The organism is Thauera mechernichensis, assembly GCF_029588855.1.
Taxonomy (GTDB): Bacteria; Pseudomonadota; Gammaproteobacteria; order Burkholderiales; family Rhodocyclaceae; genus Thauera; species Thauera mechernichensis.
On sequence record NZ_JARQZE010000004.1, the window covers coordinates 90,189 to 114,885 of the forward strand.

Annotated in this window: 25 protein-coding genes; 8 read left to right on the forward strand and 17 right to left on the reverse strand. The window is 66.0% G+C overall.

What is annotated here, in order from left to right:
* Positions 1-15: 15 nt before the first annotated feature.
* Both P7F68_RS07460 and P7F68_RS07465 read right to left on the reverse strand, forming a co-directional pair.
* Positions 16-924, reverse strand: coding sequence for a polyprenyl synthetase family protein (locus P7F68_RS07460; RefSeq protein WP_002926447.1), 909 nt, complete (start codon positions 922-924; stop codon positions 16-18).
* Positions 921-1,178: an exodeoxyribonuclease VII small subunit gene (locus P7F68_RS07465; RefSeq protein WP_002936610.1), complete on the reverse strand. Its 258-nt coding sequence runs from the start codon at positions 1,176-1,178 to the stop codon at positions 921-923. Before P7F68_RS07465 ends, P7F68_RS07460 begins: the two co-directional genes overlap by 4 nt.
* Before the next feature lie 125 nt (positions 1,179-1,303).
* Here P7F68_RS07465 and P7F68_RS07470 point away from each other — a divergent pair, with 125 nt between their 5' ends.
* Positions 1,304-2,410 (forward strand): aromatic ring-hydroxylating oxygenase subunit alpha, encoded by a 1,107-nt coding sequence (locus P7F68_RS07470; protein ID WP_002936609.1) that lies wholly within the window; start codon positions 1,304-1,306, stop codon positions 2,408-2,410.
* An 83-nt stretch (positions 2,411-2,493) separates the two neighbouring features.
* Here P7F68_RS07470 and ispH read toward each other — a convergent pair whose 3' ends face one another.
* The 7 genes from ispH to tsaE form a co-directional block, all read right to left on the reverse strand.
* Complete coding sequence (gene ispH, locus P7F68_RS07475; RefSeq protein ID WP_277831971.1) at positions 2,494-3,432, reverse strand: 4-hydroxy-3-methylbut-2-enyl diphosphate reductase; 939 nt, start codon at positions 3,430-3,432, stop codon at positions 2,494-2,496.
* Between the two features lie 38 nt (positions 3,433-3,470).
* Positions 3,471-3,899, reverse strand: coding sequence for an FKBP-type peptidyl-prolyl cis-trans isomerase (locus tag P7F68_RS07480; protein ID WP_002926431.1), 429 nt, complete (start codon positions 3,897-3,899; stop codon positions 3,471-3,473).
* A gap of 20 nt (positions 3,900-3,919) precedes the next feature.
* The gene (lspA, locus tag P7F68_RS07485) at positions 3,920-4,423 is read right to left on the reverse strand and encodes a signal peptidase II (RefSeq protein ID WP_277831976.1); all 504 of its coding nucleotides are present in this window, start codon (positions 4,421-4,423) and stop codon (positions 3,920-3,922) included.
* A gap of 13 nt (positions 4,424-4,436) precedes the next feature.
* A complete protein-coding gene (gene ileS / locus P7F68_RS07490) occupies positions 4,437-7,247 on the reverse strand; it encodes an isoleucine--tRNA ligase (protein WP_277831978.1) in 2,811 nt (936 codons plus the stop codon).
* Between the two features lie 53 nt (positions 7,248-7,300).
* Positions 7,301-8,242, reverse strand: a complete 942-nt coding sequence (locus tag P7F68_RS07495; protein WP_277831979.1) for a bifunctional riboflavin kinase/FAD synthetase — start codon at positions 8,240-8,242, stop codon at positions 7,301-7,303.
* Between the two features lie 106 nt (positions 8,243-8,348).
* Positions 8,349-9,746, reverse strand: coding sequence for an N-acetylmuramoyl-L-alanine amidase (locus P7F68_RS07500; protein WP_277831981.1), 1,398 nt, complete (start codon positions 9,744-9,746; stop codon positions 8,349-8,351).
* Positions 9,686-10,216: a tRNA (adenosine(37)-N6)-threonylcarbamoyltransferase complex ATPase subunit type 1 TsaE gene (tsaE, locus tag P7F68_RS07505; protein WP_277831983.1), complete on the reverse strand. Its 531-nt coding sequence runs from the start codon at positions 10,214-10,216 to the stop codon at positions 9,686-9,688. Before tsaE ends, P7F68_RS07500 begins: the two co-directional genes overlap by 61 nt.
* Before the next feature lie 60 nt (positions 10,217-10,276).
* Between tsaE and queG the strand changes: the two genes are divergently transcribed.
* Together queG and P7F68_RS07515 are read left to right on the forward strand one after the other, a co-directional pair.
* Positions 10,277-11,383, forward strand: a complete 1,107-nt coding sequence (gene queG, locus P7F68_RS07510) for a tRNA epoxyqueuosine(34) reductase QueG (RefSeq protein WP_277832383.1) — start codon at positions 10,277-10,279, stop codon at positions 11,381-11,383.
* Positions 11,384-11,478: 95 nt separating this feature from the next.
* Positions 11,479-11,691 (forward strand): SlyX family protein, encoded by a 213-nt coding sequence (locus tag P7F68_RS07515; RefSeq protein WP_002926420.1) that lies wholly within the window; start codon positions 11,479-11,481, stop codon positions 11,689-11,691.
* A 6-nt stretch (positions 11,692-11,697) separates the two neighbouring features.
* Here P7F68_RS07515 and P7F68_RS07520 read toward each other — a convergent pair whose 3' ends face one another.
* Both P7F68_RS07520 and P7F68_RS07525 read right to left on the reverse strand, forming a co-directional pair.
* Positions 11,698-11,991 carry a cytochrome C oxidase subunit IV family protein gene (locus tag P7F68_RS07520; RefSeq protein WP_002926419.1) on the reverse strand — a complete coding sequence of 98 codons (294 nt, stop codon included), beginning with the start codon at positions 11,989-11,991 and terminating at the stop codon, positions 11,698-11,700.
* A 28-nt stretch (positions 11,992-12,019) separates the two neighbouring features.
* A complete protein-coding gene (locus P7F68_RS07525) occupies positions 12,020-12,547 on the reverse strand; it encodes a cytochrome c oxidase subunit 3 family protein (RefSeq protein WP_277832385.1) in 528 nt (175 codons plus the stop codon).
* Between the two features lie 236 nt (positions 12,548-12,783).
* Between P7F68_RS07525 and P7F68_RS07530 the strand changes: the two genes are divergently transcribed.
* Complete coding sequence (locus P7F68_RS07530) at positions 12,784-13,254, forward strand: CreA family protein (protein WP_002926417.1); 471 nt, start codon at positions 12,784-12,786, stop codon at positions 13,252-13,254.
* A gap of 35 nt (positions 13,255-13,289) precedes the next feature.
* Here the strand turns inward: P7F68_RS07530 and P7F68_RS07535 are convergent, their stop codons facing one another.
* The 4 genes from P7F68_RS07535 to P7F68_RS07550 all read right to left on the reverse strand — a co-directional run bounded on the left by P7F68_RS07535 (position 13,290) and on the right by P7F68_RS07550 (position 17,173).
* Positions 13,290-13,559: a hypothetical protein gene (locus P7F68_RS07535; RefSeq protein WP_002926416.1), complete on the reverse strand. Its 270-nt coding sequence runs from the start codon at positions 13,557-13,559 to the stop codon at positions 13,290-13,292.
* A gap of 189 nt (positions 13,560-13,748) precedes the next feature.
* Positions 13,749-14,270, reverse strand: coding sequence for a DUF3617 domain-containing protein (locus P7F68_RS07540; RefSeq protein ID WP_277831987.1), 522 nt, complete (start codon positions 14,268-14,270; stop codon positions 13,749-13,751).
* A 104-nt stretch (positions 14,271-14,374) separates the two neighbouring features.
* Positions 14,375-16,492 (reverse strand): 5-histidylcysteine sulfoxide synthase, encoded by a 2,118-nt coding sequence (gene ovoA, locus P7F68_RS07545; protein WP_277831989.1) that lies wholly within the window; start codon positions 16,490-16,492, stop codon positions 14,375-14,377.
* A 291-nt stretch (positions 16,493-16,783) separates the two neighbouring features.
* Positions 16,784-17,173, reverse strand: coding sequence for a thioredoxin family protein (locus P7F68_RS07550; protein ID WP_277831991.1), 390 nt, complete (start codon positions 17,171-17,173; stop codon positions 16,784-16,786).
* A gap of 270 nt (positions 17,174-17,443) precedes the next feature.
* Between P7F68_RS07550 and P7F68_RS07555 the strand changes: the two genes are divergently transcribed.
* From P7F68_RS07555 to P7F68_RS07570, 4 genes are all read left to right on the forward strand, one after another.
* Entirely contained in the window at positions 17,444-17,839 is a 396-nt protein-coding gene (locus P7F68_RS07555) for a DUF2946 domain-containing protein (RefSeq protein WP_277831993.1), read from the forward strand.
* A 223-nt stretch (positions 17,840-18,062) separates the two neighbouring features.
* Positions 18,063-20,354, forward strand: coding sequence for a TonB-dependent receptor (locus P7F68_RS07560; protein ID WP_277831995.1), 2,292 nt, complete (start codon positions 18,063-18,065; stop codon positions 20,352-20,354).
* A gap of 220 nt (positions 20,355-20,574) precedes the next feature.
* On the forward strand, positions 20,575-21,663 hold the full coding sequence (locus P7F68_RS07565) for a sialidase/neuraminidase family protein (RefSeq protein WP_277831997.1): 1,089 nt from the start codon (positions 20,575-20,577) through the stop codon (positions 21,661-21,663).
* A complete protein-coding gene (locus P7F68_RS07570) occupies positions 21,663-22,154 on the forward strand; it encodes a thioredoxin domain-containing protein (RefSeq protein ID WP_277831999.1) in 492 nt (163 codons plus the stop codon). The genes P7F68_RS07565 and P7F68_RS07570 overlap by 1 nt, the downstream gene beginning before the upstream one ends.
* 22 nt (positions 22,155-22,176) lie before the next feature.
* Here P7F68_RS07570 and P7F68_RS07575 read toward each other — a convergent pair whose 3' ends face one another.
* Positions 22,177-24,156 carry a peptidase U32 family protein gene (locus P7F68_RS07575; RefSeq protein WP_277832001.1) on the reverse strand — a complete coding sequence of 660 codons (1,980 nt, stop codon included), beginning with the start codon at positions 24,154-24,156 and terminating at the stop codon, positions 22,177-22,179.
* A 76-nt stretch (positions 24,157-24,232) separates the two neighbouring features.
* A complete protein-coding gene (locus tag P7F68_RS07580) occupies positions 24,233-24,583 on the reverse strand; it encodes a VanZ family protein (RefSeq protein WP_002926397.1) in 351 nt (116 codons plus the stop codon).
* Positions 24,584-24,697: the final 114 nt, after the last annotated feature.

Sequence of the window (24,697 nt, forward strand, 5' to 3'; positions counted from 1 at the left end):
GGCTTCGCAGCGACTTCAGAAGGCGCGATGCACGATGTAGTCGGCGAGCTGGGACAGGCGGCCGGCGCCCGTACCAAAAGGGGCCAGCGTGCGCTGCGCGTCGGCGAGCATGTCCTCGGCGAGGCGGCGGGCCTCGGTACGGCCGAGCAGGCTCACATAGGTCGGCTTGTCGTTGTCGGCGTCCTTGCCGGCCGTCTTGCCCAGCGTGGCAGTGTCAGCTTCGGCGTCGAGGATGTCGTCGACGACCTGAAACAGCAGCCCGATCACTTTGCCATAGTGGTCCAGGCGGCCAAGGTCTGCCGCCGACAGGCGGCCTCCTGCGCGAGCGCCCAGCAGCACGGCGGCGCGGATCAGCGCGCCGGTCTTGTGTACATGCATGAACTCGAGCTCCTCGCGCGTCAGCTGCACGCCGACCGATGCAAGGTCGATGGCCTGGCCGCCTGCCATGCCGCGCGACCCCGAGGCGAGCGCGAGCTGGGCGAGCATCTCCACCCGCACCGCTGGCTCGAGCCCGGGAATGTTGTCGGCGAGCGTCTGGAAGGCGAGCGTCTGCAGGGCGTCGCCAGCAAGCAGCGCCGTCGCTTCGTCGTACTCGACGTGCACCGTGGGCTTGCCACGGCGCAGGACATCGTCGTCCATGCACGGCAAGTCGTCATGAACGAGCGAGTAGGCATGGATGAGTTCGACCGCACAGGCGACGCGATCCAGGTGGCGGGCGTCTGCGCCGGCGAGTTCGCCTGCCGCATGTGCAAGCAGGGGGCGTACCCGCTTGCCGCCGCCGAGCACCGCGTAGCGCATGGCGGAATGCAGGCGCGCCGGGGCGATCGTGGCCTCGGGCAACACCTCGGCCAGGGCCGTCTCCGTGCGTGCCTGGATGCCTGCCATCCAGTCGCGGAAGTCTCCACCCTTGTGCGTATCGATCATTGTTCGCCCCCGACGGCCTTGGTGCCTGGCGCCCCGGCGTCGAAATCGACCAGGGCATCACCTTCGAGCTGCCGCACGCGCTGTTCGGCGTCGGCAAGCGTGCCCTGACAATAACGCAGCAGGCTTACGCCACGCTGATAGCGCACGAGGGATTCCTCCAGTGGAAGCTTGCCCGCTTCCATCTCCTGGACGATGGCTTCGAGTTCCGAAACCGCGGCTTCGAAGGACTTGGGGGCGGGTGCCGACTTTGGCATGGATGAATATCTGCGCGGCAAAAGCCGGAAAATAACCGATCGCAGGTCTGGCGGTCAAACAACGGCTGGCTTACACTAACTCGTTTATTTTTCCGGATTTCTTGTCCGCAAGAGGAGGTTCGGGGATGTCCGACATCGCTTCCAAGGCTCAATTGGCCCAGGCTGCCTCCCAACTGCCTGTTTCCTGGTACTTCGACGAGAAGGTTTTCGAACTGGAGAAGAAGCTCCTCTTCGATGCCGGTCCGGGGTACGTCGGCCATGAGCTGATGGTTCCCGAGGTCGGCAACTACCGTTCGCTGGAGTGGCTTGACCACGCCAAGCTGCTGTTCCGCACCGAGCGCGGCGTGCACCAGATGTCCAACATCTGCCGCCACCGCCAGGCCATCATGCTGCAGGGCAGTGGCACGACCGAGCACGTCGTCTGCCCGGTTCATCGGTGGACCTACAACCAGCAGGGCGAACTCATCGGCGCTCCACACTTCGCGCAAAAGCCCTGCCTGGGTCTCAAGCGCGACGGTCTGGAGAGCTGGCACGGGCTGCTCTTCAAAGGGCCGCGCTCGGCCAATGAAGACCTGGCCGGCATGAAGGTCGCGCCCCAGCTCGACTTTTCCGGCTACAAGCTCGATCGGGTCGAGATTCATCAGTGCAACTACAACTGGAAGACCTTCATCGAGGTCTATCTCGAGGACTACCACGTCGTGCCCTTCCATCCCGGCCTGGGCAACTTCGTGACCTGCGACGACCTCAGCTGGCAGTTCGGTGACTGGTATTCGGTGCAGCAGGTCGGCATCACCTCCCTCGCCAAGCCGGGCTCGGCCACCTATGCCAAGTGGCACAAGGCGGTACTCGAGTACTACGGCGAGAAGAAGCCTGAGCACGGCGCGATCTGGCTGACCTACTACCCCAACATCATGGTGGAGTGGTATCCGCATGTGCTCGTGGTCAGTACCCTGATCCCGACCGACGTGGACAAGACCACCAACGTCGTGGAGTTCTACTACCCCGAGGATATCGTCGAGTTCGAGCGCGAGTTCGTGGAGGCGGAGCAGGCGGCCTACATGGAAACTGCGATCGAGGACGATGACATCGCCGAGCGTATGGATCGTGGTCGGCTGGCACTGCTCAAGGAAGGCCGCAACGAAGTCGGGCCGTACCAGTCGCCCTTCGAGGACGGCATGCAGCACTTCCACGAGTTCTACCGCCGCATCATGGCGGAACACATCGGCGCCTAGGCGCGACCGGGCCCGATGGCCTCATGAATAAAGCAGAAACCCTCGCTTTGCGGCGAGGGTTTCTGCTTGATGCCTGCCCGCTTTCAGCGTGCGTCCTGCAATTCCCTGGGCAGCGGGAAGGTCACCTTCTCGGGGACGCCGTCGAGATTGCGGACGGCGCCGCCGCTGAGCGCCTTGAGGCGTGCGATGACTTCCTCGACCAGCACCTCCGGCGCCGAGGCGCCTGCCGTAACGCCGATACGGCGCTTGCCTTCGATCCAGGCCGGATCGATGCCGGCCGCGTTGTCCACCAGGTAGGCGGGCACGCCGCGAAGCTCGGCCACTTCCCGCAGGCGGTTGGAGTTGGAGCTGTTCTTCGAACCCACCACGAACACCACGTCCGCATACGGAGTCATGAACTTCACCGCATCCTGGCGGTTCTGGGTGGCGTAGCAGATGTCGTCCTTCTTCGGGCCGGCGATGTTCGGAAAGCGCGCACGCAGGGCGTTGACGATGGTTGCCGCATCATCGACCGACAGCGTGGTCTGGGTGACATAAGCCAGCAGCTCCGGATTCGCCACTTGCAGCGCGGCGACGTCCTCGGGTGTTTCGACAAGGTGGATGCCGGTCGCGACCTGGCCCATCGTGCCTTCGACCTCGGGGTGGCCCTTGTGGCCGATCATGATGATCTCGCGGCCCTGCTCACGCATGCGGGTGACCTCGATGTGCACCTTGGTGACCAGCGGGCAGGTGGCATCGAACACGCGCAAGCCGCGCTTCTCCGCCTCTTCGCGCACCGCCAGCGACACCCCATGTGCGGAAAAGATCACCGTATTGCCGCTCGGTACCTCATCGAGCTCATCGACGAACACTGCACCCTTGTTGCGCAGATCGTCGACCACGAACTTGTTATGCACGACCTCATGGCGGACATAGATGGGGGCGCCGAAGCGCGTGAGCGCACGCTCTACGATCTCGATCGCGCGTTCCACGCCGGCGCAGAAGCCGCGCGGGTTGGCCAGCAGGATTTCCTTGTCGCTCATTGTTGTCTCTGTGTGGGGCAGGGTGGGGCAGGGTGTGGTCAGAGGATACCGATGACCTCGACCTCGAAGTGGATGTGCTTGCCCGCGAGCGGATGGTTGAAGTCGATGAGCGCCGACTGGTCGTCGATCTCGCGCACCAGGCCGGAGTAGCGCGAGCCGTCGGGCGCGGTGAACTCCATGATGCTCATGGCTTCGATGTCCTCGTCGGGCATGTGCTCACGCTTGACGCGCTCGATCAGCTCGGCGCGGTGGGGGCCGAAGGCGTTCTCCGGCTCCAGCTCGAAGATGTGGCGGCTACCGGGCACCAGGCCGACGAGCAGCTTCTCCATGGCCGGCAGCATCTCGCCTGCGCCCAACTGTAGCGTCGCCGGCGTGGCGTTGAAGGTGCTGATCAGCGGTTGGCCGTTGGGCAGCGAGATGCGGTAGTGCAGGGTGACGAGGCTGTTGGCGTCGATGGTCTGGCTCAAGATCGGGCTCCGGGGCTTATTCAAGGCTGCTGCGCATGAGGGCTGCGGAGTTGTCCCCACAGCATCAGCACGACACCGACGGTGATCGCGGAGTCAGCCAGGTTGAACGCCGGCCAGCTCCAGCCGGCGTAATGAAAATGCAGGAAGTCGACGACCGCGCCATGGACGAGGCGGTCGTAAACGTTGCCCAGCGCACCGCCGATGATCAGGGCGAAGGCAGCGGGCAGGATCTTCTCGTGGCGGTGCTGGTACATCATCACCAGCAGCCAGGCGCTGATCACCAGGGCCAGGATGGTGAAAAACCAGCGCTGCCAGCCCCCGTGGTCGGCCAGGAAGCTGAACGCGGCGCCGGGATTGAATACCAGCACCAGGTCGAAGAAGCTCGTGATCGGGATGACCTGACCGTAATGCAGGTTTGCGAGCACGAGCTGCTTGGTGACCTGGTCGAGCACGCCGACCGCGGCTGCAAGCAGCAGCCACGGCAGCATCAGGAGGAGGGCGCTGCGTGTGCGGGGCGTGGTCATTGTGGCTGAGAGCTCAGGCATGGCTGCGGATTTCGCCTTCGCCGAACAGGTTGCTCACGCAGCGGCCGCACAGGCTCGGATGCTCGGCGTCGCTGCCGACGGAGTCGACGTAGTGCCAGCAGCGCTCGCACTTCTGCGCCCCGCTCGGCGTGGCGACGATGCGCTCGTCGTCGACGCTGGCCACCTCAGACAGGTGTGCGCCCGAGGTCATGGTGACGAAGCGCAGGTCTTCACCCAGGCTGGCCAGTGCGGCGAACTTGTCGGCCGTGAGCGCAAGCTCGAGTTCGGCTTGCAGCGAGGCGCCCACCTTGCCTTCGGTGCGCAGGGCTTCGATCACCTTGAGGCCTTCGCTGCGGACGCCCCGAATGATCTCCCAGCGTGCGATGAGCCCGGCCTCGCCCTCTTGCGCGGGCAGGGCGTGGAAGCTGTGCAGCATCACGCTGTCGGCCTCCTCGCCCGCCCGGGCGGGGTTGAGGATGGCCCAGGCTTCCTCGGCAGTGAAGGAAAGGATCGGCGCCATCAGCTTGAGCAGCGTCTGGGTGACGTGCCACAGCGCTGTCTGCGCGGCACGGCGTGGCAGGCTGCCGGCCGCGGTGGTGTACAGGCGGTCCTTGAGGATGTCGAGGTAGAAGGCGCCGAGGTCCTCGGCACAGAACACCTGCAGGGCCTGCACCACGCGGTGGAACTCCATCTTCGCGTAGTCGGCCTCGGCCTGCTGTGCGAGCTGGCGGGTGAAGGCCAGCGCATAGCGGTCGATGTCCATCCACTGCTCGACCGGCACCGCATCGCTGGCGATGTCGAAGTCGGCGGTGTTGGCGAGCAGGAAGCGCAGCGTGTTGCGGATGCGGCGATAGACCTCGATCACGCGGTCAAGGATCTCCTTGGAGATCGACAGCTCGCCCGAGTAGTCGGTGGAGGCGACCCACAGGCGCAGGATCTCGGCGCCGAGCTTGCCGGTGACCTCTTGCGGAACGACCACGTTGCCGAGCGACTTGCTCATCTTGCGCCCGGCGCCATCCACCGCAAAGCCGTGCGTCAGCAGGCTGCGGTACGGTGCATGGCCGTCAATGGCGCAGCCGGTGAGCAGCGATGAATGGAACCAGCCGCGGTGCTGGTCCGAGCCTTCCAGGTACATGTCGGCACGCGGGCCTTCGGGGTGGCCGTCGTTGTGCGAGCCGCGTAGCACGTGCTTGTGCGTGGTGCCGGAGTCGAACCAGACGTCGAGGGTGTCGCTGATCTTGTCGTACTGTGCGGCCTCGGCGCCGAGCAGCTCTGCAGCGTCGAGCTTGAACCAGGCCTCGATGCCTTCCTGCTCCACACGCTTGGCAACCTCTTCCATCAGGTCGACCGTGCGCGGATGCAGCTCGCCGGTCTCCTTGTGCAGGAAGAAGGGGATCGGCACGCCCCAGTTACGCTGGCGCGAGATGCACCAGTCGGGTCGGTTGGCGATCATCGCGTGCAGGCGTGCCTGCCCCCAGCCGGGGTAGAACTTGGTGGCCTCCACGGCGCGTAGTGCGCGCTCGCGCAGCGTCGACCCGTCGGCGGCAGTCCGATCCATGCCGACGAACCACTGCGCGGTCGCGCGATAGACCAGCGGGGTCTTGTGGCGCCAGCAGTGCATGTAGCTGTGGGTGATCTTGCCGTTCGACAGCAGCGCGCCGACTTCGGCGAGCTTGTCGACGATGGCGGCGTTGGCCTTCCAGATGTTCATGCCGCCGAAGAAGGGCAGGTCGGGCACGTACTCGCCGCCACCCATCACCAGCGACAGGATCTCCTCGTTGCTGCGGCCATAGGCGCGCCACGAGTTGAAGTCGTCCACGCCGTGAGCGGGGGCCGAATGCACGATGCCGGTGCCGGCGTCCACGCCCACGTAGTCGGCCAGGTACACCGGCGATGCGCGGTCGTAGAAGGGGTGGCGGAACTCGATGCGGTCGAGCGCGGCGCCCTTCGCGGTAGCGACGATGCTGCCCTCGAGCTGATAGCGCTGCAGGGCGGATTCGACCAGTTCCTTGGCGAGCACCAGCAGACGATTACCCACATCTACCAGCGCGTAGTCGAACTCGGGATGAGCATTGAGTGCCTGGTTGGCGGGGATGGTCCACGGGGTGGTGGTCCAGATCACTGCGGCGGCGGGCTTGTCGAGCTTGGCCAGGCCGAAGGCGGCGGCAAGCTTGCCAGCGTCGGCCGCCGGGAAGGCGACGTCGATCGTCGGTGACTGCTTGTCGGCGTACTCGACCTCCGCCTCGGCCAGCGCCGAGCCGCAGTCGAAGCACCAGTTCACCGGCTTCAAGCCCTTGAAGACGTAGCCGTTCTTCGTCATCTCGGCGAGCGCGCGGATCTCGTTGGCTTCGTTGGCGAAATCCATCGTGCGGTAGGGATTGTCCCAGTCGCCGAGTACGCCCAGACGGATGAAGTCGGCCTTCTGGATCTCGATCTGCTCGGCGGCGTAAGCGCGGCACAGTTCGCGCACCTTGTCCGCAGGCAGGTTCTTGCCGTGGGTGACCTCGACCTTGTGCTCGATCGGCAGGCCGTGGCAGTCCCAGCCCGGCACGTAGGGCGCATCGAAGCCGGCGAGGGTCTTCGAGCGCACGATGATGTCCTTGAGGATCTTGTTCAGCGCATGGCCGATGTGCAGGCTGCCGTTGGCGTAGGGCGGGCCGTCGTGGAGCACGAACTTGGGCCGGCCGGCGCTGGCCTTGCGGATGCGCTGGTAGAGCTTGCTCTTTTGCCAGTCGGCGATCCAGTTCGGCTCGCGCTTGGGCAGGTCGCCGCGCATCGGGAAGGGGGTGTCGGGCAGGTTGAGTGTCTTGCGGTAGTCGGCCATGGCTGGAACTTGACTCTTGTGGGTTCTGTTGAGGGTGAGCAGCCTGGGCGCCGTCAGTCGCCCACCGCGGGGCGGTCTGCAAACCACTGGCGTGCCGCCTCGGAGTCGAGGGCGATCTGGGTCCGCAGGGCGTCGAGCGAGTCGAACTTCTGTTCGCTGCGCAGCTTGTGCAGGAAATGTACGCGAATGTGCGCACCGTAGCAGTTCTGCGACCACTCGAAGAGATGCACCTCGAGCCGGGCGCGGCCGCGCGCCGTTGCGGTAGGCCGTACGCCAATATTGGCGACGCCGAGGATGCGCTCTTCGGCCAGGCCCTCGACACTGACGACATAGACACCGGTCAGTGCGGGCCGGCGGTGCTTCATCTGGATGTTTGCGGTCGGGAAACCCAGCTGGCGGCCCAGCTTGTCGCCGTGGCTGACACGGCCGGCAATGCTGTAGGGGCGGCCGAGCAGGCGTGCGGCGTGGCCGAGGTCGTCTTCGAGGAGCGCATTGCGCACGGCCGAACTCGATACCCGCTCGTCGTCCACGCACAGGGTCGGCATTGACTCGACCCCGAAGCCATGGGTCACGCCCGCCTCCTGAAGCATCGCGAAGCTGCCCTGGCGGCGTGCGCCGAAGCGGAAATCGTCGCCAATGAACAGATGGCGCACGCCCAGTCCGCGCACCAGCGTGTCGTCAATGAAGCTCTGCGCCGACTGTGAGGCCAAGCGTGCGTCGAAGCGGCAGATGTAGGTGCGATCGACGCCTGCGGACTGCAGCAGCAGCAGTTTCTCGCGCAGCGAGGCCAGTCGTGCCGGTGCGTCGGCAGGGCTGAAGTACTCTCGCGGATGCGGCTCGAAGGTGAGCACCACCGCCGGCAGGCCGAGTGCACGAGCCTTTCCGGTCAGCAGCGAGAGCAGCGCCTGGTGACCGCGATGCACGCCATCGAAGTTGCCGATGGTGAGCACCGCAGGCGTATCGGCATGCTCGGGAATCCCGCGATGAACCTGCATAAGCGCCTGAAAAAGCCGCAATTATAGCGACAAAGCCCGCGTCTGCGGGCTTCGAGGCCAAGGCGCGGAGCGGACGGTCGAGCGCTGGCGCCGCGTTACCGACGACTCAGTCGAGGCGGGCGACGCGCGTCGGTGTGCTGGGTGCATGCTCCTGGAAGTAGCGCTTTATGCCGCGCATCAGCGCGTTGGCCATCTTTTCCTGGTAGGCCTCGTCGTTGAGCCGGCGCTCTTCCTGCGGGTTGCTGATGAAGGCGGTTTCGACCAGAACGGACGGAATGTCGGGCGCGCGCAGCACGGCAAAGCCGGCCTGCTCTACTTCGGGCTTGTGCAGCCGGTTCACCGTACCGAGCTCGCCAAGCATCGCCCGCCCGAGCTTGAAGCTGTCGTTGATCGTTGCCGTCTGCGACAGGTCGAGCAGGGTGCGGGCAATGTGGCCGTCCTGGCGTGCAAGGTTGACGCCGCCGACGAGGTCGGCGTCGTTTTCCTTCTGCGCCAGCCAGCGTGCGGCCGAGCTCGACGCGCCGCGCTCGGACAGCACATAGACCGAGCTGCCATTGGCTTCGGGGCGCACGAAGGCGTCAGCATGGATCGACACGAACAGGTCGGCGCGCACCCGGCGAGCGCGTGCGACGCGTTGATGCAGCGGTACGAAGTAGTCGCCGTCGCGCGTCAGCACTGCACGCATGCCGGGCTCGGCGTCGATCTTGCGCTTGAGGCGGCGCGCGATCGACAGCGTCACGTTCTTCTCGTAGCTGCCGCCGCGCCCGATCGCGCCCGGGTCCTCGCCGCCATGGCCGGGGTCGAGCACCACGGTGTAGAGGCGGTTCGCAGCAGGCTGCTTGGCTGGTTCGCGGCGCGCCGGCTCGCGGCCCTGCGCGCGCGCCACCGGCGTTGCATCCTTGCCGTCCTCGCCCATCGCAGCGTCCATCGGCGAGTCCTTGAGGATCAGCGCCATGAGCGGGTCGTGTTCTTCGGTGGGGTGGAGGTCGAGCACCAGTCGATGGCCGTAGTTGCCGACCGGAGCCAGGGTGAACACCTGCGGATTGATCGGCGCCTTCAGTTCGACGACCACGCGCACCACGCCCGGCCTGTTCTGGCCCGCCCGGATCTGGCGGATGTAGGGGTCGCTGTCGAGCACCTTCGACGGCAGGGACTGCAGCACGCTATCGAGGCGCACGCCTTCGAGGTCGACCACCAGACGGTCGGGGTCCTGCACGAGCATGTGGCTGAAGCGCAGCTCCGACGCACCTTCGAGGGTGATCCGCGTGTAAACGGGCGAAGGCCACACGCGCACCGCGACGAGGCTGGCCGGTGCGGCGTGGCCCACCGGACTGACCATGAGCGCGAGCGACGCACCTGCGAACTTGAGCAGTTGGCGCCGATTCAGGCCACGTACGCCGGCCGCGACCGCAGCGACCGCGTGGCCAGCATCGACCTGCCCGATCAATTCGTCCCGGGCACCGGGCCTGCACCCTGCAATGTGTTCCCCAGTTCGATCACGCATTTCCGCCCCGCATCCGTGTGTCCGCTGATCTCCGCAAAGCGCCCGTCGGCTTCGGTTCGAAGCTGGATTTCGAGGTCGGGGGAGGGGATGTAGGGGGCCGCCTTGTCGGGCCACTCCACGATGCACACGCCCCGTCCTTCGAAGTACTCGTCCAGCCCGGCGTCCAGATATTCTTCGGGCGAATTGAAGCGATAAAAATCAAAGTGATATAAGTCTAATCTAGAAACTACGTAAGGTTCAATCAAGGTGTATGTGGGGCTCTTCACCTTACCCTCGTGGCCGAGGGCGCGCAGCACGCCACGGGTGAGGGTGGTTTTGCCCATGCCGAGGTTGCCCTGCAGCCAGATCCGCAGGCCGGGCGCGAGTGCCGCCGCCAGTGCCGCGCCAAGTGCTTCGGTGTCGGCTTCCGCCGGCAAGTGCGCGTCCAGGCGGGCGCCGCTATCATCGGCAGCTTGATTCAACTCGATCATGGGAACCTCGTGGTGATGGCGTCAGGTCAGGGCAGGGACAGTGTGGCGGGGGCACCGGACATGTCGTCTGCGGCGGGCGCGCAGCCTGCCGCCGCGGTGTCGGGTTGGGGCCCGAGCGACGGGCTTGAATTTGTTGCGCAGATCAGACAGTGGGGGCGGGAGTTCGGCTTCAATGCGATCGGCGTGGGCGGAATCGACCTCACGGATGCCGAGCCGGGGCTGATGGCCTGGGTGGAGGCCGGCTTCCACGGCGACATGGATTATATGGCGCGACACGGCCTCAAGCGCGCGCGCGCAGCCGAGCTGGTGCCCGGTACCGTGCGCGTGATCAGTGCGCGCATGGACTACTGGCCCGCGGCTGCCGACGCCGGCGCGGCGCTTGCCGACCCGCAACGCGCCTATGTGTCGCGTTACGCATTGGGGCGCGATTACCACAAGGTGTTGCGCGCGCGCCTGCAAAAGCTCGCCGAGCGCATTGCCGCTGCCGTGCCGCACCAGTACCGCGTATTCACCGATTCCGCCCCGGTGCTGGAGGTGGAGCACGCCAGCCGCAACGGACTCGGATGGCGCGGCAAACATACCCTGCTGCTCGATCGCTCGGCGGGTTCGTGGTTCTTCCTCGGCGAGATCTTCACCGACCTGCCGCTGCCGGTGGACGAACGGCTCGAGCCGCACTGCGGCCGCTGCACGGCCTGCATCGACGCCTGTCCCACCGGCGCCATCGTCGCGCCCTATCGTGTCGATGCGCGGCGCTGCATCTCGTACCTGACCATCGAGTTGCAGGGCGCCATACCGGAAGCGCTGCGCCCGCAACTCGGCAACCGCATCTACGGCTGTGACGACTGCCAGCTCGCCTGCCCCTGGAACCGCTTCGCCCAACTCAGCTGCGAGCCCGACTTTGCGCCCCGGCATCGCCTCGACAGCGCCACGCTGGTCGAGCTCTTCGCCTGGTCGGCGGCCGACTTTGCTGAGCGCACGGCGGGCAGTCCGATCTACCGTATCGGCCACGAGCGTTGGTTGCGCAACATTGCCGTGGCCTTGGGCAATGCGCCGACCACCGCCGCTGTCCTCGCTGCCCTGCAGGCACGCGCGCAGGACGACAGCGCCATCGTGCGCGAGCATGTGGCCTGGGCACTGGATCGCCATGGCGGGGCGGCGAGGGGCTAGAATCTGCGGCCCTCTCGTCTGTGGCCCTCTCGTCTGTGGCCCTCTCGTCTGCAGTCCTCTTGTCTGCAACCCCCTCCCAGGAACCGCCGCGCCTCATGGAACAACACCTCGAACACCGCCTCGAGAAGCTCGAGACCAAGCTGATGGCTGCCGAGGATCTGCTCGACGAACTCAACCGCACGGTATGGCGGCAGCAGCAGGCGCTGGAACTGCAGCGCGAGCAGCTGCGCCAGCTTGCCCAGCAGGTCAAGACCATCCAGCCCGGCAACCCGCTGCGCCCCGAGGACGAGGTGCCGCCGCACTGGTAGAGGGCGTCAGGGTATGAGCGCGCCGGTTAGGCGGGCGAGGGTGTCGCCAAACGCGCTGGTCAGTACCACCAGCAGGGGCATCCCGTAGGCGAATGCGTACACTGCCAGCCTGATGCGCTGGTGCGCGCTGCGCAGCTCCAGAAAGTGGTCGCACACCAGCCGCAGCTTGACCGCCATGACCACGGCGACCATCACGGCAACGCCCAAGCCGGCATCTGCCCGTCCGCCCAGGCCGGCCCCTGCCACGCTCAGCAGCACCAGCAGCAGCCACGCCAGGTCGACCTTGCGTGTTTCGCTCATTGTCTCGGTCCCTTGGTCGGCATTGGGCTCATCGCAGCACATAGAACAGCGGGAAGATCATCAGCCACAGGATGTCCGTCGCGTGCCAGTAGCAGGCAAAGGCTTCCAGGCCACCATGCTCGGCCACCGTGTAGGCGCCCCCGGCGGTGCGTGCCATCACCCACAGCATGCCCAGCAGTCCCCAGAACACATGTACCAGATGGGTGAAGGTGAGGTAGTAGTAGGTCACCACGAACACCCCGGCGTTGCTGTCCAGCCCGTGGCTGAAGTTCCAGCGCAGTTCGAAGATCTTGATCAAGGGGTAGCCCAGCCCGAACACGAAACCGGCCAGCAACCAGCGCAGGCAGGCCGGCTTGCGCCCGGCGCGCATCGCATGCAGCGCGCGCGCCACGCACCAGCCACTGGTGAGCAGCATCAGCGTGTACCCGGTGCCTGCAGCAAGCGACAAGCGTCCCGGCCCAGCCTCGAATGCGTCCGGGTTGTGCGCGCGGGCGATGAAATACACCGCGAACAGCAGCGCGAACTCGGTCAGCTCGCAGAAGATGCCCACCCACATGGCCTTGCTGCCGGGGATGCGGCCGGCAACCGGTGCGGTGTGGTCAGAACGATCGGGGAAAGCGAGGGCGGCAGGCACGGCAGGGGCTCGGAGCAGGGTGAGGCGGCGCCAGGGCAACACGCCCCAGGCAGGATCACCAACTGATACGCTCAACGCTACCGCGCTGCCTTGATCCAGGGTAAATCCTCGCGGCCGGTGCCATACTGGCGGCCCGCGCCAAACCGGAGTCCAGACTCGTGAAGATCATTTCCCTGCTTGCCCTCGGAGCCGTCCTGCTGGCGCCGCTGGCGCAGGCCGAAACCGTCGGTAGCGTCGACACCGCCTTCAAGCTCATCGGTCGGAACCACCAGGTGGTCGTCGAGGTGTTCGATGATCCGAAGGTGAAAGGCGTGTCCTGCTACGTATCGCGCGCCCGCACGGGCGGCGTGAAGGGCACGTTGGGCCTGGCGGAAGACACTGCCGACGCCTCGGTGGCCTGCCGGCAAGTGGGCGAGATTTCGTTCGCCGAGCCGCTGCGCAGGCAGGAGGAGGTGTTCTCGCAGAGCGCGTCGATCCTGTTCAAGAAGATCCGCATCGTGCGCATGGTCGACAGCGCACGCAACACGCTGGTCTATCTCGTTTATAGCGACAAGCTGATCGACGGTAGCCCGCAGAACAACGTCACCGCGGTGCCTGTCCCGCAGGCCGTCGCCATTCCCGTGCGCTGAGCGCGCCGCGCGCGCAGCACACGGGCTGCCGCGCTTCAGGCCGCCGCCACCTCGGCGAGGCTGCACTTGGTGACGCCGAATTCGGTACGCACCAGCAAGGGGTAGCTCGCGCCGCTGAAACGGCCGAAGTGGCCGATGTTATAGCCGACCACGCAGCCGGCGATGTGGCCGATGCGCACACGCCGGCCGACACGGTAGCCAGCGCGGATCGCACGGTTGACGGCGTGCTCGACGCTGCCATGCCAGGGGTGAGGGCAGTTGCCGCTGCGTTTGCCCTCGATTACGGAGAGGGGCTGAGTGCTCATGATGACCTCTGTCAGGGGCCTGGGGGTTGGGCCTTCAAGACCCGTAACGGCCCGCCTCGGGCGGGCTTGATGCACTTTCCCGCAGTCCCTTGCGTGCAGCAGTGACGCCCGTCACGGCGCGGCGCAATCACTCCGCCTACGGCGCACTGCCGCTACCCGGTCGTGACCAGGCTCACACCCGCCGCTGGCTCAGCGCGCGCACTGCGCGGCCAGCCACCGCCCCTCGGTCTCGACGTCGAGATCGCCGCGCGTCGAGCGCATGCTCACGCGCGTGGTGAAGTGCTCCGCGGAGTGGACGCGTGCGCGGAAGTTGCCGGTTGCGCTCGGTCCGGTGCAGCTCAGCGTGCCCGTTACCGTGTTGCCCTGCCTGGTCACGTCGCTGAGCACGCAATTGCCCTCCACCTTGCCGGAGAAAACGTTGTCCTGGCGAGCCTGCTCAGGCGTGATGCAGGTGCGCGCCGTACCGTCCGCGCCCAGGCTGACACCCCGCTGCGCCATCTGCTGCTCGACGATGCGGCGGGTGTCGGCAGGCAGGTTCTTGAGCTGCTGCTGCAACTGCGCCATGTGCGCCGACATGTCCGGCAGGCCGCCCACACTCAGGTGGGTGGAGCGGAACTCCCACAGCCCGGGGCGGATGTTGTCCACGGCGTGGGAGGAGAGCGGGAGGCTGGCGAGCGCGAGGGCAAGCAGGGCGAACCGGTGGGACGTCATGACGGGGCTTCCTGGGAGGTACCTGGGCGGCAAAAGCCCGATTATCGCCGGCGAACACAGATGGCTCTAAAAATCCTGATTGCAGGTTGTTGCGGTGGTGCTGATCATGTGCGCTTTCGCCAGATGGTCAGCTCCGACAGGGTGTGCTGGTGTTTGCGCCGCGTCTCGCGGATCACGAAGGGCACGGCTTGCGGCCCCTGCACCAACTCGAAGTCGGCGGCGAGCAGTTCCTTCAGGCCGTCGAGCGTGGTGAAGGACTCGCCGTCCTTCTTGAAGCCACCGATCCACTCCTCGCGCTTGGTGTGTTCTTCCAGCCAGGTGTAGGGCGAGGCGAGCAGCAGCAGGCCGCCGGGGTTGAGGCGCCGCGGCACATCGGCGAGGAAGCGGCGCGGGCTGTACAGGCGGTCGATGAGGTTGGCGGCGAGGATGAGGTCGAAGCCGGTGAACACCTCCTTGAGGTTGCAGGCGTCGCCCTGCCAGAACTCCACGCGCCCGGCGGTCTCCGCCAAGCCCAGCGTGTCGAGCCGGCGTTCGTGGTAGCTCACCAGCTCGCCCTCGTCGGGCAGGGTGTAGCGCAGCGCGCCGGTCTCGGCGAGCTTGGCGCCGGCCTGGATGAAGCGCGCCGAGAAGTCGATGCCGACCACGCGTTCGAAGGCGCGCGCGAGTTCGAAGCTGGCGCGGCCGGTGGCGCAGCCCAGATCCAGCGCGCGGCCGAACTGGCCGTTGCCGAAGCGACGCTGTGCGCTGATCGCGATGCCGGCGAGCGCCTTCGGGAAGTTGGGTACGCCGAAGGCCTCGTCGCCGTAGTGGAACTCGGCGTACTGCGACAGCAGCGCATCGGTCTCGTAGGTCGAGGACGGATTGAGCGCGGGGGCGTCGCTGACGATGTAGCGGAAACCCGCGTGCTGGAAGAAGTGGCGGCGGAAGGCGTAGCGCGCGGCGTGGCGCGACTCGTTACCGGCCGAGATCCAGCTGCCGCCCTTGATGATGGCATGGCGGTCGTCGAAGGTCGGCGTGGTGAAGTCGTCGTAGATCGGGTGCACGTCGAAGCCGTCGAAGGGATAGGTCGGCGTCTCGCACCACTGCCACGCGTTGCCCACCACGTCGAACAGTTCGCCGTGCGCGAAGCGGGTCACCGGACAGCTCGAGGCCCAGTGGTCGAGATGCAGGTTGGCCTTGGCCGCGGCGTCGTAAGGCACGTCGGCGAGGCCGACGTGGTCGTAAATGCGGTTCCACTCGTCCTCGGTGGGCAGGCGCACCGGCTGACCGGTCTCGCGCGCCTTCCAGCGGCAGAAGGCGCGCGCCTCCAGGCAATTGACCTCCACCGGCCAGTCCCAGCACATCGGCACTTCTTCGGTCATCAGGCGCAGCTTCCAGCCGGCGGCGTCGGGTACCCAGAAGGTCGGGTGTTCGGCACGCGCAAAGCGCTTCCAGCCCAGGCCTTCCTCGTCCCACACGCTATCGTCGGCATAGCCGCCGGCTTCGACGAAGCCGAGGTATTCGCGGTTGGTGACCAGGCGGCGCGCCGCCCGGAAGGCCGGTACCTCGGCGCGATGGGTACCGTATTCGTTGTCCCAGCCGTAGATCGGCTCGTCGAAGCTGCGGCCGAGCTGCACGACGCCGGCGGGGATGTCGACCAGGGTGTTGGCGGGCGGCTCGCCGTGCTCGGCGCAGGGCTGCCAGGCGGGGTGGGGCTTCACGTAGTGCAGCGCGTGCTGGCGCATCAGCACTGACGAGGTTTCGAGGTGGATGCGCTCGTGCTCGATGCCCATCACCACCGCCCAGAACGGATCCTTCCAGCCGATCGGCAGCGTGAAGGGTGTCTCCCGGATCACCCGGTCGACCACCGCCCGCACCTTGTTCCGGTACGCGGCGACCTCGGCCACCGTGGGCCAGTCGTAGCGGGTGTCGTCGAGGTCGTCCCAGCTCATCTCGTCGACGCCGACTGCGAACATCGATTCCAGGCGCGGATCGATGCGCTGCTCGATCAGGCCGGCGAGCAGGAGCTTGTTGATGAAGAAGGTCGCGGTGTGGCCGAAGTAGAAGATCAGCGGGTGACGCAGGCTGATCGGCTTCTTGTAGTAAGCCTCGTCACAGGCCAGTACCTCGAACAGCGACTCGTAGCGGTCGAAGGTGGCGTGGAAGTAGTGCAGCAGCTCGGCGCGCTTGGCTTCGACGTCCTGGCCGGCGAGCAGCGGGGTGCGGGGGAAGAGGGCGTTCATGGTCGGCATCCGCGAGGCGATGCATGGGACTGTGCAAGATCGCGGGCGCGGGATCAAGGGCGGCTGGGGTGGGGGAGGTGAGGGACAGGCGGGGTGCGGGCGAGTGGTTTTGGGTGGAAGCGGCGCCCGCCGCGAGGGTTTGAAGGCGATCGGCGTTGGGGGGGCGATGAAAAGCTCGCGGCTGGCGCCGCTCCTACCGGAAACCGCCGCGCGCGTCCCCCGCGTGGGAGCGGCGCCAGCCGCGAGTCTTTTACGACCCTTTCGGCGCCCGCCCACGCGCCCGAACGCGCCTCAGCGGCTCAGCCGGGCGCCAAGCTCGCGCACCGCGCATGGAATGACGCTGGGGGTGGCAGTGGGGGTGGTGGAGGACTGCGCGAGACGCGCCAGCAGTCGTGTCACCACCGCCTCGATGGGGAGTGAGGCGCCGAAGTGCAGGGGCTGGCCCGCCTTGAAGACGGCCAGTGTGGGGAAGTCGTCCACGTCGATATCGCCCACGAGTTCGGCATCGTCCTCGATGTCGGCCCAAGCAAAGACGATCTCGGGATGGGCCAGGGCGATGCGGGTGAGCACCACCTGGAAGTCACGGCAGGTGCCGCACCAGTTGGCGCACAGGGCCATCACGACCAGGGGGGCGTCGTTCAGGCGGGGGTGGTTGGGCAGTTGTTGTGCAGGTGTCAGCATGTTGCGCCTACGGTGTGTCGATGGCAGCGCGGCGCGCGCGTTGTCCTGGGGCCGGATCGTGGCGCTTGTGCGGGGAGCGTAGCTTACCCCTTGCCTTGGCGGCATGTCGCGTAGACACTGCCGGCGCTGCTGCGCTCGACCCGTGGCGATCATCCCATGCGGGCACTGGCCCTGCGGCTTGATTGCAGTCAATCAGGGTTTCGGTTCGAGCCGCTAGAGTTCCGTTTCGCCTGTTACCGCCTGGCCTCTGGGCCGGCCCCAGCACAAGCCATGCGCCTGACACGCTCTGCCCGTTCGCTTACCGCCTGGATCGCGATGTTCGCGATGCTGTTGGCTGCGCTCGCGCCGACGCTGTCGCAGGCGGCCTATCGCGCTTCTGGTGATGCGCGCTGGCTCGAGATCTGCACCGCCGCGGGCATGCGCTACGTCGCTGTCGACACAGCGCCGCAGGACCCGGCCGACGAGCTTGCACGCACCGCTGGCGGGTGCGTGTTCTGCAGCCTCTTCGCAAGCGCGCTGCCGGCAGCATGGGGAGGCGCAGACGTGCCGTCGGCGCAGGGCGAGGACATAAGCCCTGCCTTCAGCCTCCATCCGCCGCGGCCCCGTCCGCCCTGGGTCGTCTCCTCTCCGCGCGCACCGCCCGCCGTCTCCTACGCACTGCAGTAACCGCAAGCGGTGGGCGATTCTCGCCACATGCAACACCTGCACACCGTGCTCCTGGCGTTGAGTTTCCAGGTCGGCATGTTGTGTGCCACTGCACCCGCACGCGGTCTTGCTATTCGCCACATGGTCGGCCACCAGTTGTTTCTGGTGAGGCTGATTGTGAGCCATGACAAATGCAGCTACGGCCGCGGTGAGCAGGACTCCCGTGGCCTTCAGGGAGTAGCCTATGAAACATCGGATCGTATACGCGGCCAAGCCACTTGCGGCCGCGCTGGCCCTTCTTGGCGCCGCGGGTGCCCATGCCCAAGGCGTTGCGACGGAGCGTGAGCTGACGCCAGTCGTCGTGACCGGACAAGGTGAGCGAGTACAACTCGACCCCACACTTCCCACATCAACCCACTCGGCTACGCGCGCCGAGCTTCAGACGCAGAGTTTTACCAATACCGAGGATGCGTTGACTTATGCGCCGAACATGGCAGTGCGCAAGCGCTTCGTCGGCGACCGAAATGCCAATCTCAGCGGCCGGTCGTTTGGCACCCTGCAGCCGGCGCGTGGTTTGGCGTATGTGGATGGGTACCTGATCTCCAACTTCCTCGGTCGCTTTGATGCGCCGCGCTGGAATATCGTTTCACCCGAGGAGGTGAGTCGGGTCGACGTCCTCTATGGGCCGTTCTCGGCTATCTATCCGGGAAACTCGATCGGCACGACGGTTGCGATCACGACGAGGATGCCGGAAAAGTTCGAAGGCTCGGCTCGAGTGCAGTTTCATCGCCAGTGGCACGATGACTACGGGCTGAAGGACCACTACGACAACAACCAGCAGAGCGTGTATCTGGGCAACCGTTGGGATGCGCTTGCGCTTGCGGTGAGCATGAACCGTCTTGCCTATCATTCGCACCCGATGTCCTATGCCACATCCAGTCTAAGTTCTACGTCAGCCGGGAGCGCGCCGGTTGTGACGGGAGCAGTCCGGGACAGAAGTCCGGAAGGCGCGGATCGTATCGTGCTCGGGGCTACGGGTATCCAGAAAGGCGTACAGGAGAACTTCAAGCTCAAGGCAGCTTACGACATAAGTTCTGAGCTGGAGGTCGACGCGGTCCTTGCCGTGTGGCGGAACGACTACCGGGTCAGCAATCGGACGCTGCTTCGCGATTCTGCCGGCAACGAGGTCTGGCGACCCGCAACGGGCTCGCTCAACGTCAATATCGACGGATCGCGTTATGCGGTACCGACCATGGCGCCGTCCAAGGGCAAGGATGAGCACTACCAGTGGGGTACCCGGCTGCGTACAACTCACCAGACCGGCTGGAACCACTCCGTGCAACTGTCTGCTTATGACCTTCATAAGGACGGTAGCCGGCAGGCCAGCGTGTCCGATCCGTTCGCCGCCGCAGCCGTGCCAGGGAGCGATTCGAGGCGCGATGGGACTGGATGGACCACATTCGAACTGCAGAGTACCTATACCCCCGAAGAGCCCGGCCATGCGCTGACCTTTGGTTATCACCGGAACAGCTACAAGCTCGAGAATCGGGTCTACGCCCTGAGCAACTGGAATGACGTATCGAGCCGGACAGCCGAGACCGAGAATTACCTCGGCAAGACCGAGGTCCAGGCGCTCTATGTTCAGGATGCGTGGACGTTCGACCCCGAATGGGTGGCCACCTTTGGTGTGCGCCTGGAGCGTTTCCGGGCCTTCGACGGTTCCCAGATGGGACGAAGCGGCGCCGTGCAGGAGCGTTACGCCGGCCGGACCGCGTCAGGGGTGAGCCCGAAGCTGTCTTTGTCGCATTTCGCGTCCGATGACTGGTTGCTGCGCGCATCCTTTGGGCGCGGAGTGCGGTTCCCGACAGTCTCCGAGCTCTTTCAGGGGACGGTCAGGCCCGATACGATCGTGGTCAATGACCCCGGGTTGAAACCCGAGCGCAGCAACGCCGTCGAACTCACCGCGATTCGTGAGCTTGGCTCCAGCAGCCTCAGGGTATCGCTGTTTCAGGATGACATCCGCGACACGATATTCAGACAGAATCAGGACATTGGCGGCGGTGTGACGGTGCAGACCGTGCAGAACGTTGGCCGCGTCCGCACACGTGGAATCGAGTTTGCCTATACAGGGCGAGATCTTCTGGTGCCCGGCTTCGGGCTGCAGGCCAGCCTCGCGCTCAATCGCTCGAAGACGCTTTCGAATGCGGCTGATCCGAGTTCGGAAGGCAAGCACTTTCCCCGCATCCCAAAGGTGCGCGCGTCCGTGCTGGCCAGCTATGAGCACGGTGCCTGGACTGGCTCGGTCGGTGTGCGGCACTCGGGCACGATGTACAACAGCCTGGATAACTCGGACGTCGTCTCCAACACGTTCGGCGGGCAATCGCGATTCACCGTCACGGATCTGAAGGTCCTGCATCGCTTCGACAAGCACACTGCCCTTGCGCTTGGCGTGGATAACGTCTCGGACAAGCGCTACTACACTCACCATCCGTATCCCGGGCGTACGGCGTACACCGAGTTGCAGGTGAGCTTCTGATGGCCCGCGCGCGAGTGAACCGGGGTGTGGCGAACTCTGTTGAGATCAAGGCAATGTGGAGAGTGCGGAGATGAGAATGGGGTCGGTCTTGTCGAAGTTTGCCGGCTGCATTGCGGGGGTTGCCGCGATTGTGTTCAGTACGGCGAGCGCAGACTTGCGAGCAGCCGGGCATTCGGCGGCAGATCATCGCCGATCTGCCGCTGAGGGGCAGAAGCAGCCAGTGCGGGCCGAGCGCCCGCAGTTGGGCTCTAGTGCGGCCTTTTCGTCCGACGGTGTGCTGCATGCGGTGGTCAAGGAGGGCGAGCATGTGGTGCTTTACCGCAGTGCGGACGCAGGAGCGTCTTGGGGAAGCGCGCAGTTGGTCAATTCTGTCCCCGAGCCGATTTCTGCGGATGGCGAGAACCGGCCCAAGATCGCTTTCGCGGGTGATGGCGCCGTGCTCGTATCGTGGACGCGTCCGCTTGCAAAGCGTTTCAGCGGCGAGATCCGGTTTGCGCGCGCTGCGGCAGGGGGGGCTTTCTCTCCGCCGATCACCGTTCATCAGGATCGCAGTGAGATAACGCACCGCTTCGACTCCATGCTGGTGACTCGCAGTGGACAGGTCGTGATTGCCTGGATCGACAAACGTGACCTTGTGGAGGCCAGGGCGGCCGGACGAGAGGACTACAAAGGGGCCGCGATCTATGCTGCCGTGTCTCACGACGGTGGCCGGAGTTTCGAGCCTGAACGAAAGGTTGCTGATCATTCGTGTGAGTGTTGTCGGATAGCCTTGGCCGAGGATGAGCACGGTCGTCCGCTTGCGTTGTGGCGGCACGTGTTTGAGCCCAATGAGAGGGATCACGCGTTGGCCGTGCTCGGCAACGATGATTCGCCGTTGCGGTTTGAACGCGCCACCTTTGACCGCTGGCGCATCGATGCCTGCCCGCACCATGGCCCCTCGCTCGTGGTGGCCGCCGACGGCACGCGTCACGCGGTGTGGTTCAACGAGCGCGAGGGCGAGGGACGGGTGTTCTACGGACGCCTTGCCGATGGCCGCGTCGAGGGCCAGCGCACGGTGGGCGGGCAGCGTGCAGCGCATGCCGACATCGCGCTGGCTGACGCACGGATCGCGGTGGTGTGGAAGGAGTTCGACGGCGAGCGCACCCGGCTCCTGGCGGAACTGTCCGATGACGGCGGGCACAGCTTCCACACCCAGGTGTTGGCCAGTACCGCGGGGGCGTCGGATCAGCCGCGCGTGCTGAGCCAGGGCGACGCCTTGTTCGTGTTCTGGCGCACCGCAGACGAAGGCATGAAGGGGTATGCGCTGTGATGAAGACGATCCGCATCCTGTTTGCGCTGCTGCTGTGCGGGGGGGCCGTGACCGGTGCTGCGGTGGCGGCCGATACCGCACAGGGCTTCACCCGCCTCGACGCCGCGGCCGCGCGTGAGCTTGTCGCGCCCGCCACGCACCGTGTGCCGACGATCATCGCGCTATGGTCGGCCGAGTGCGTGCATTGCAAGAAGAACCTTGCATTGTTTGCGGCGATGTCACGCGCCGCTGCAGGCCCGCGCCTCGTCACGATCGCGGTGGAGCCGGACGATCCACAACTGGGTGAGATCCTCGACCGCTTCGGCGTCCTCGGTGAGCGCTTCGCCTACGGCGACGAGGCGCCCGAGCGCCTGGCCTTTGCCATCGACCCGGACTGGCGTGGCGAGTTGCCGCGGACGCTGTTCTTCGATGGTCGCGGCGGGCTCAAGGCGGTGTCGGGCATTGTCGATGAGGCGCGCACGCGTGCGCTGCTGGGTTTGGACCGCCCTTAGCCTGCCGTTGATCAGGTCTCGGTCAGCCCTGAACCGGTAGCGCCGCGCCCTGGCCCGGCTTGCTTGGGAAAAAGCTCACCTTCTGCGCGACCACCGTGTCGCGCATTTTCGCGATGTGGGGCTTCATTCCGCCGACGACGTGCATCTCGCAACGCTTGCAGTCGAAGCGCAGGGTCAGCGTCTCGTTGCCATTGACCAGCTGCATCGGGTCGGGGCGGATGCCTTTCACTTCCTTGGGGCACAGGTTGAAGCTGTAGCGCAGGCAGTGCTTGGTGATCATCAGCGAGACGTCGTCGGTCTCCTGGTTCTCCTCGAAGGCGGCGTCGATGAGCTTGACGCCGTGCCTGGCGTAGAAGGCACGCGCCTTGTCGTTCGAGACGTTGGCAAGGTAGCTCAGCGCGTCCTGCGGATAGGGGACGGGCGGCTCCACCGGTGCGGCGCGTGGCGGGCGGGCGTAGGCCAGCAGCCTTGCGTGCTCCAGGCGCTCGACGGCTTCGCGGCGCAGGGCGTTGAGCTGGCTCGCGGGCAGGAAGGGGGGCGCCGGCAGGTCGATGAGGATGTCGCCGGCAACGAAGTCGGTGTTGCCCAGCTTGGCGATGTGTTCGCGCAGGGTGGCGAGCGCGCGCTCGGCGTTCTGCGCCGGCTCGAAGGCTGTCGTAAGGCTTGCGCTCGCGCGCACGCCGTCCTCGTCTACAAGTGTCAGCACGAAGCCGTCCGCAGTCGCTGCGAACTGCGCATCGACCGCAATGCGGCGCTCGGCGGACTTCTTCTCGAGTGCACGCTCGAACTCGTGGTCGTGATTGCGGAACAGCGAGGTGCCGGGTACCAGGTCGGACGGCAGGGGTTCGGACGGAAAGATGCGGTCGATGCCCTCGCCGCCGCCGTTGGCTTCGGCGCGATTCACCCGCAGGCCGGTGAGCTCGCCCTTCGGCGTGTACCAGGTCAGGCCGTCGGCGTTGTGGATCGGCGAGACGCGCTCGACGTCGAAGAACTTGCGCCCCTTGGTGTCGATCTTCTTCACGCGGCCGATCGGTTCGCCGACGAACTTGGGCGACTCGAAGGCCTCGATGCCGTGGCGGCGGTCGTTGGTGAAGTAGTCGGTGTAGCCGCGGTTGAAGGTCTTGTCGGCCTGCGGGGTGAACAGGAAGGTGGTGCGCCCGCTCGAGGCGCGGCGGTATGCAGGGCCGTCGGCGTCCGGGTGCTCGATGATGTCGTCGAGCAGCGTGCGGTAGTGCGCGGTGATGTTCTTGACGTAGGCGAGGTCCTTGTAGCGGCCCTCGATCTTGAACGAACTGACTCCCGCGGCGGCCAGCGCGCGCAGATTGGCGCTCTGGTTGTTGTCCTTCATCGACAGCATGTGCTGGTTGCTGGCGACGGTGTTGCCGTCCTTGTCCTTGAGGTCGTAGGGCAGTCGACAGGCCTGCGAACATTCGCCGCGGTTGGCGCTGCGCCCGGTGTGGGCGTGGCTGATGTAGCACTGGCCGGAGAAGGCCACGCACAGCGCGCCGTGCACGAAGTACTCGAGCTGGCACGTGGTGGCTGCGGCGATCTTCTTCACCTCGGCGAGCGACAGCTCGCGCGCCAGCACGATCTGCGAGAAACCCACGTCTTGCAGGAAGCGCGCCTTGCTGGCGTCGCGGATGTCGGTCTGCGTGCTGGCGTGGAGCTGGATCGGCGGCAGGTCGAGCTCGAGCAGGCCCATGTCCTGCACGATCAGGGCGTCGACGCCGGCGTCATACAGTTCCCAGATGAGCTTGCGCGCCGGTTCGAGTTCGGCATCGAACAGGATGGTGTTGGTGGCGACGAAGATCTGCGCGTGGTAGCGGTGGGCGTGCTGCACCAGGCGCGCGATGTCTGCTACCGAGTTGTCCGCGGACGAGCGCGCACCAAAGGCAGGGCCGCCGATGTAGACCGCGTCCGCGCCATGGTTGATGGCCTCGATGCCGAAGTCGGCGGTCTTGGCCGGGGCGAGGAGTTCGAGGGTGTGGCGGTCGGTGCTCATCGGCGTCTGGATTGCGCAAGCGCTTGATCGGAAAGGCCGCGATGATAACAAGGCGCGCGCCGCCCGTGTGCCTGGCTCAGCCGCGCAGGCGTCGGCGTCGGGCAAGGGCGAACGGCACCAGCACGAGCAGCCCCACTGCATCCGCCACCCAGTCCCAGGGGTCGCCGAAGCGGTGCGCGGTCATCGACTGTGCGAACTCCATCGCTGCACCGTACAGGAGCAGGCCCACGGCGATGGTGACCGGCCGTTCGGGCCAGGCGGCGAGGGCTAGCAGGGCAAGCACTGCGAACAGTACCGCGTGCTCGATCTTGTCCTGCCAGGACACCAGCTTGGCCACCTCGGGGGCGGGCAGCAAGGCCATCCAGAACACGGCGAGCAGCACGAGCACGAACAGCAGGCGCAGGGTCTTGCGAACGGATGAGGGCATGCGAAGTCCTAGTGACGCGTTTTGTTGCTTGAATTGTTGATGTCGGGCCGCTGCCGCATGGCGTTGGCCGGGCCGCAGATGCGATGCTGCGGCCACTACACCGGGGAGCCTGAA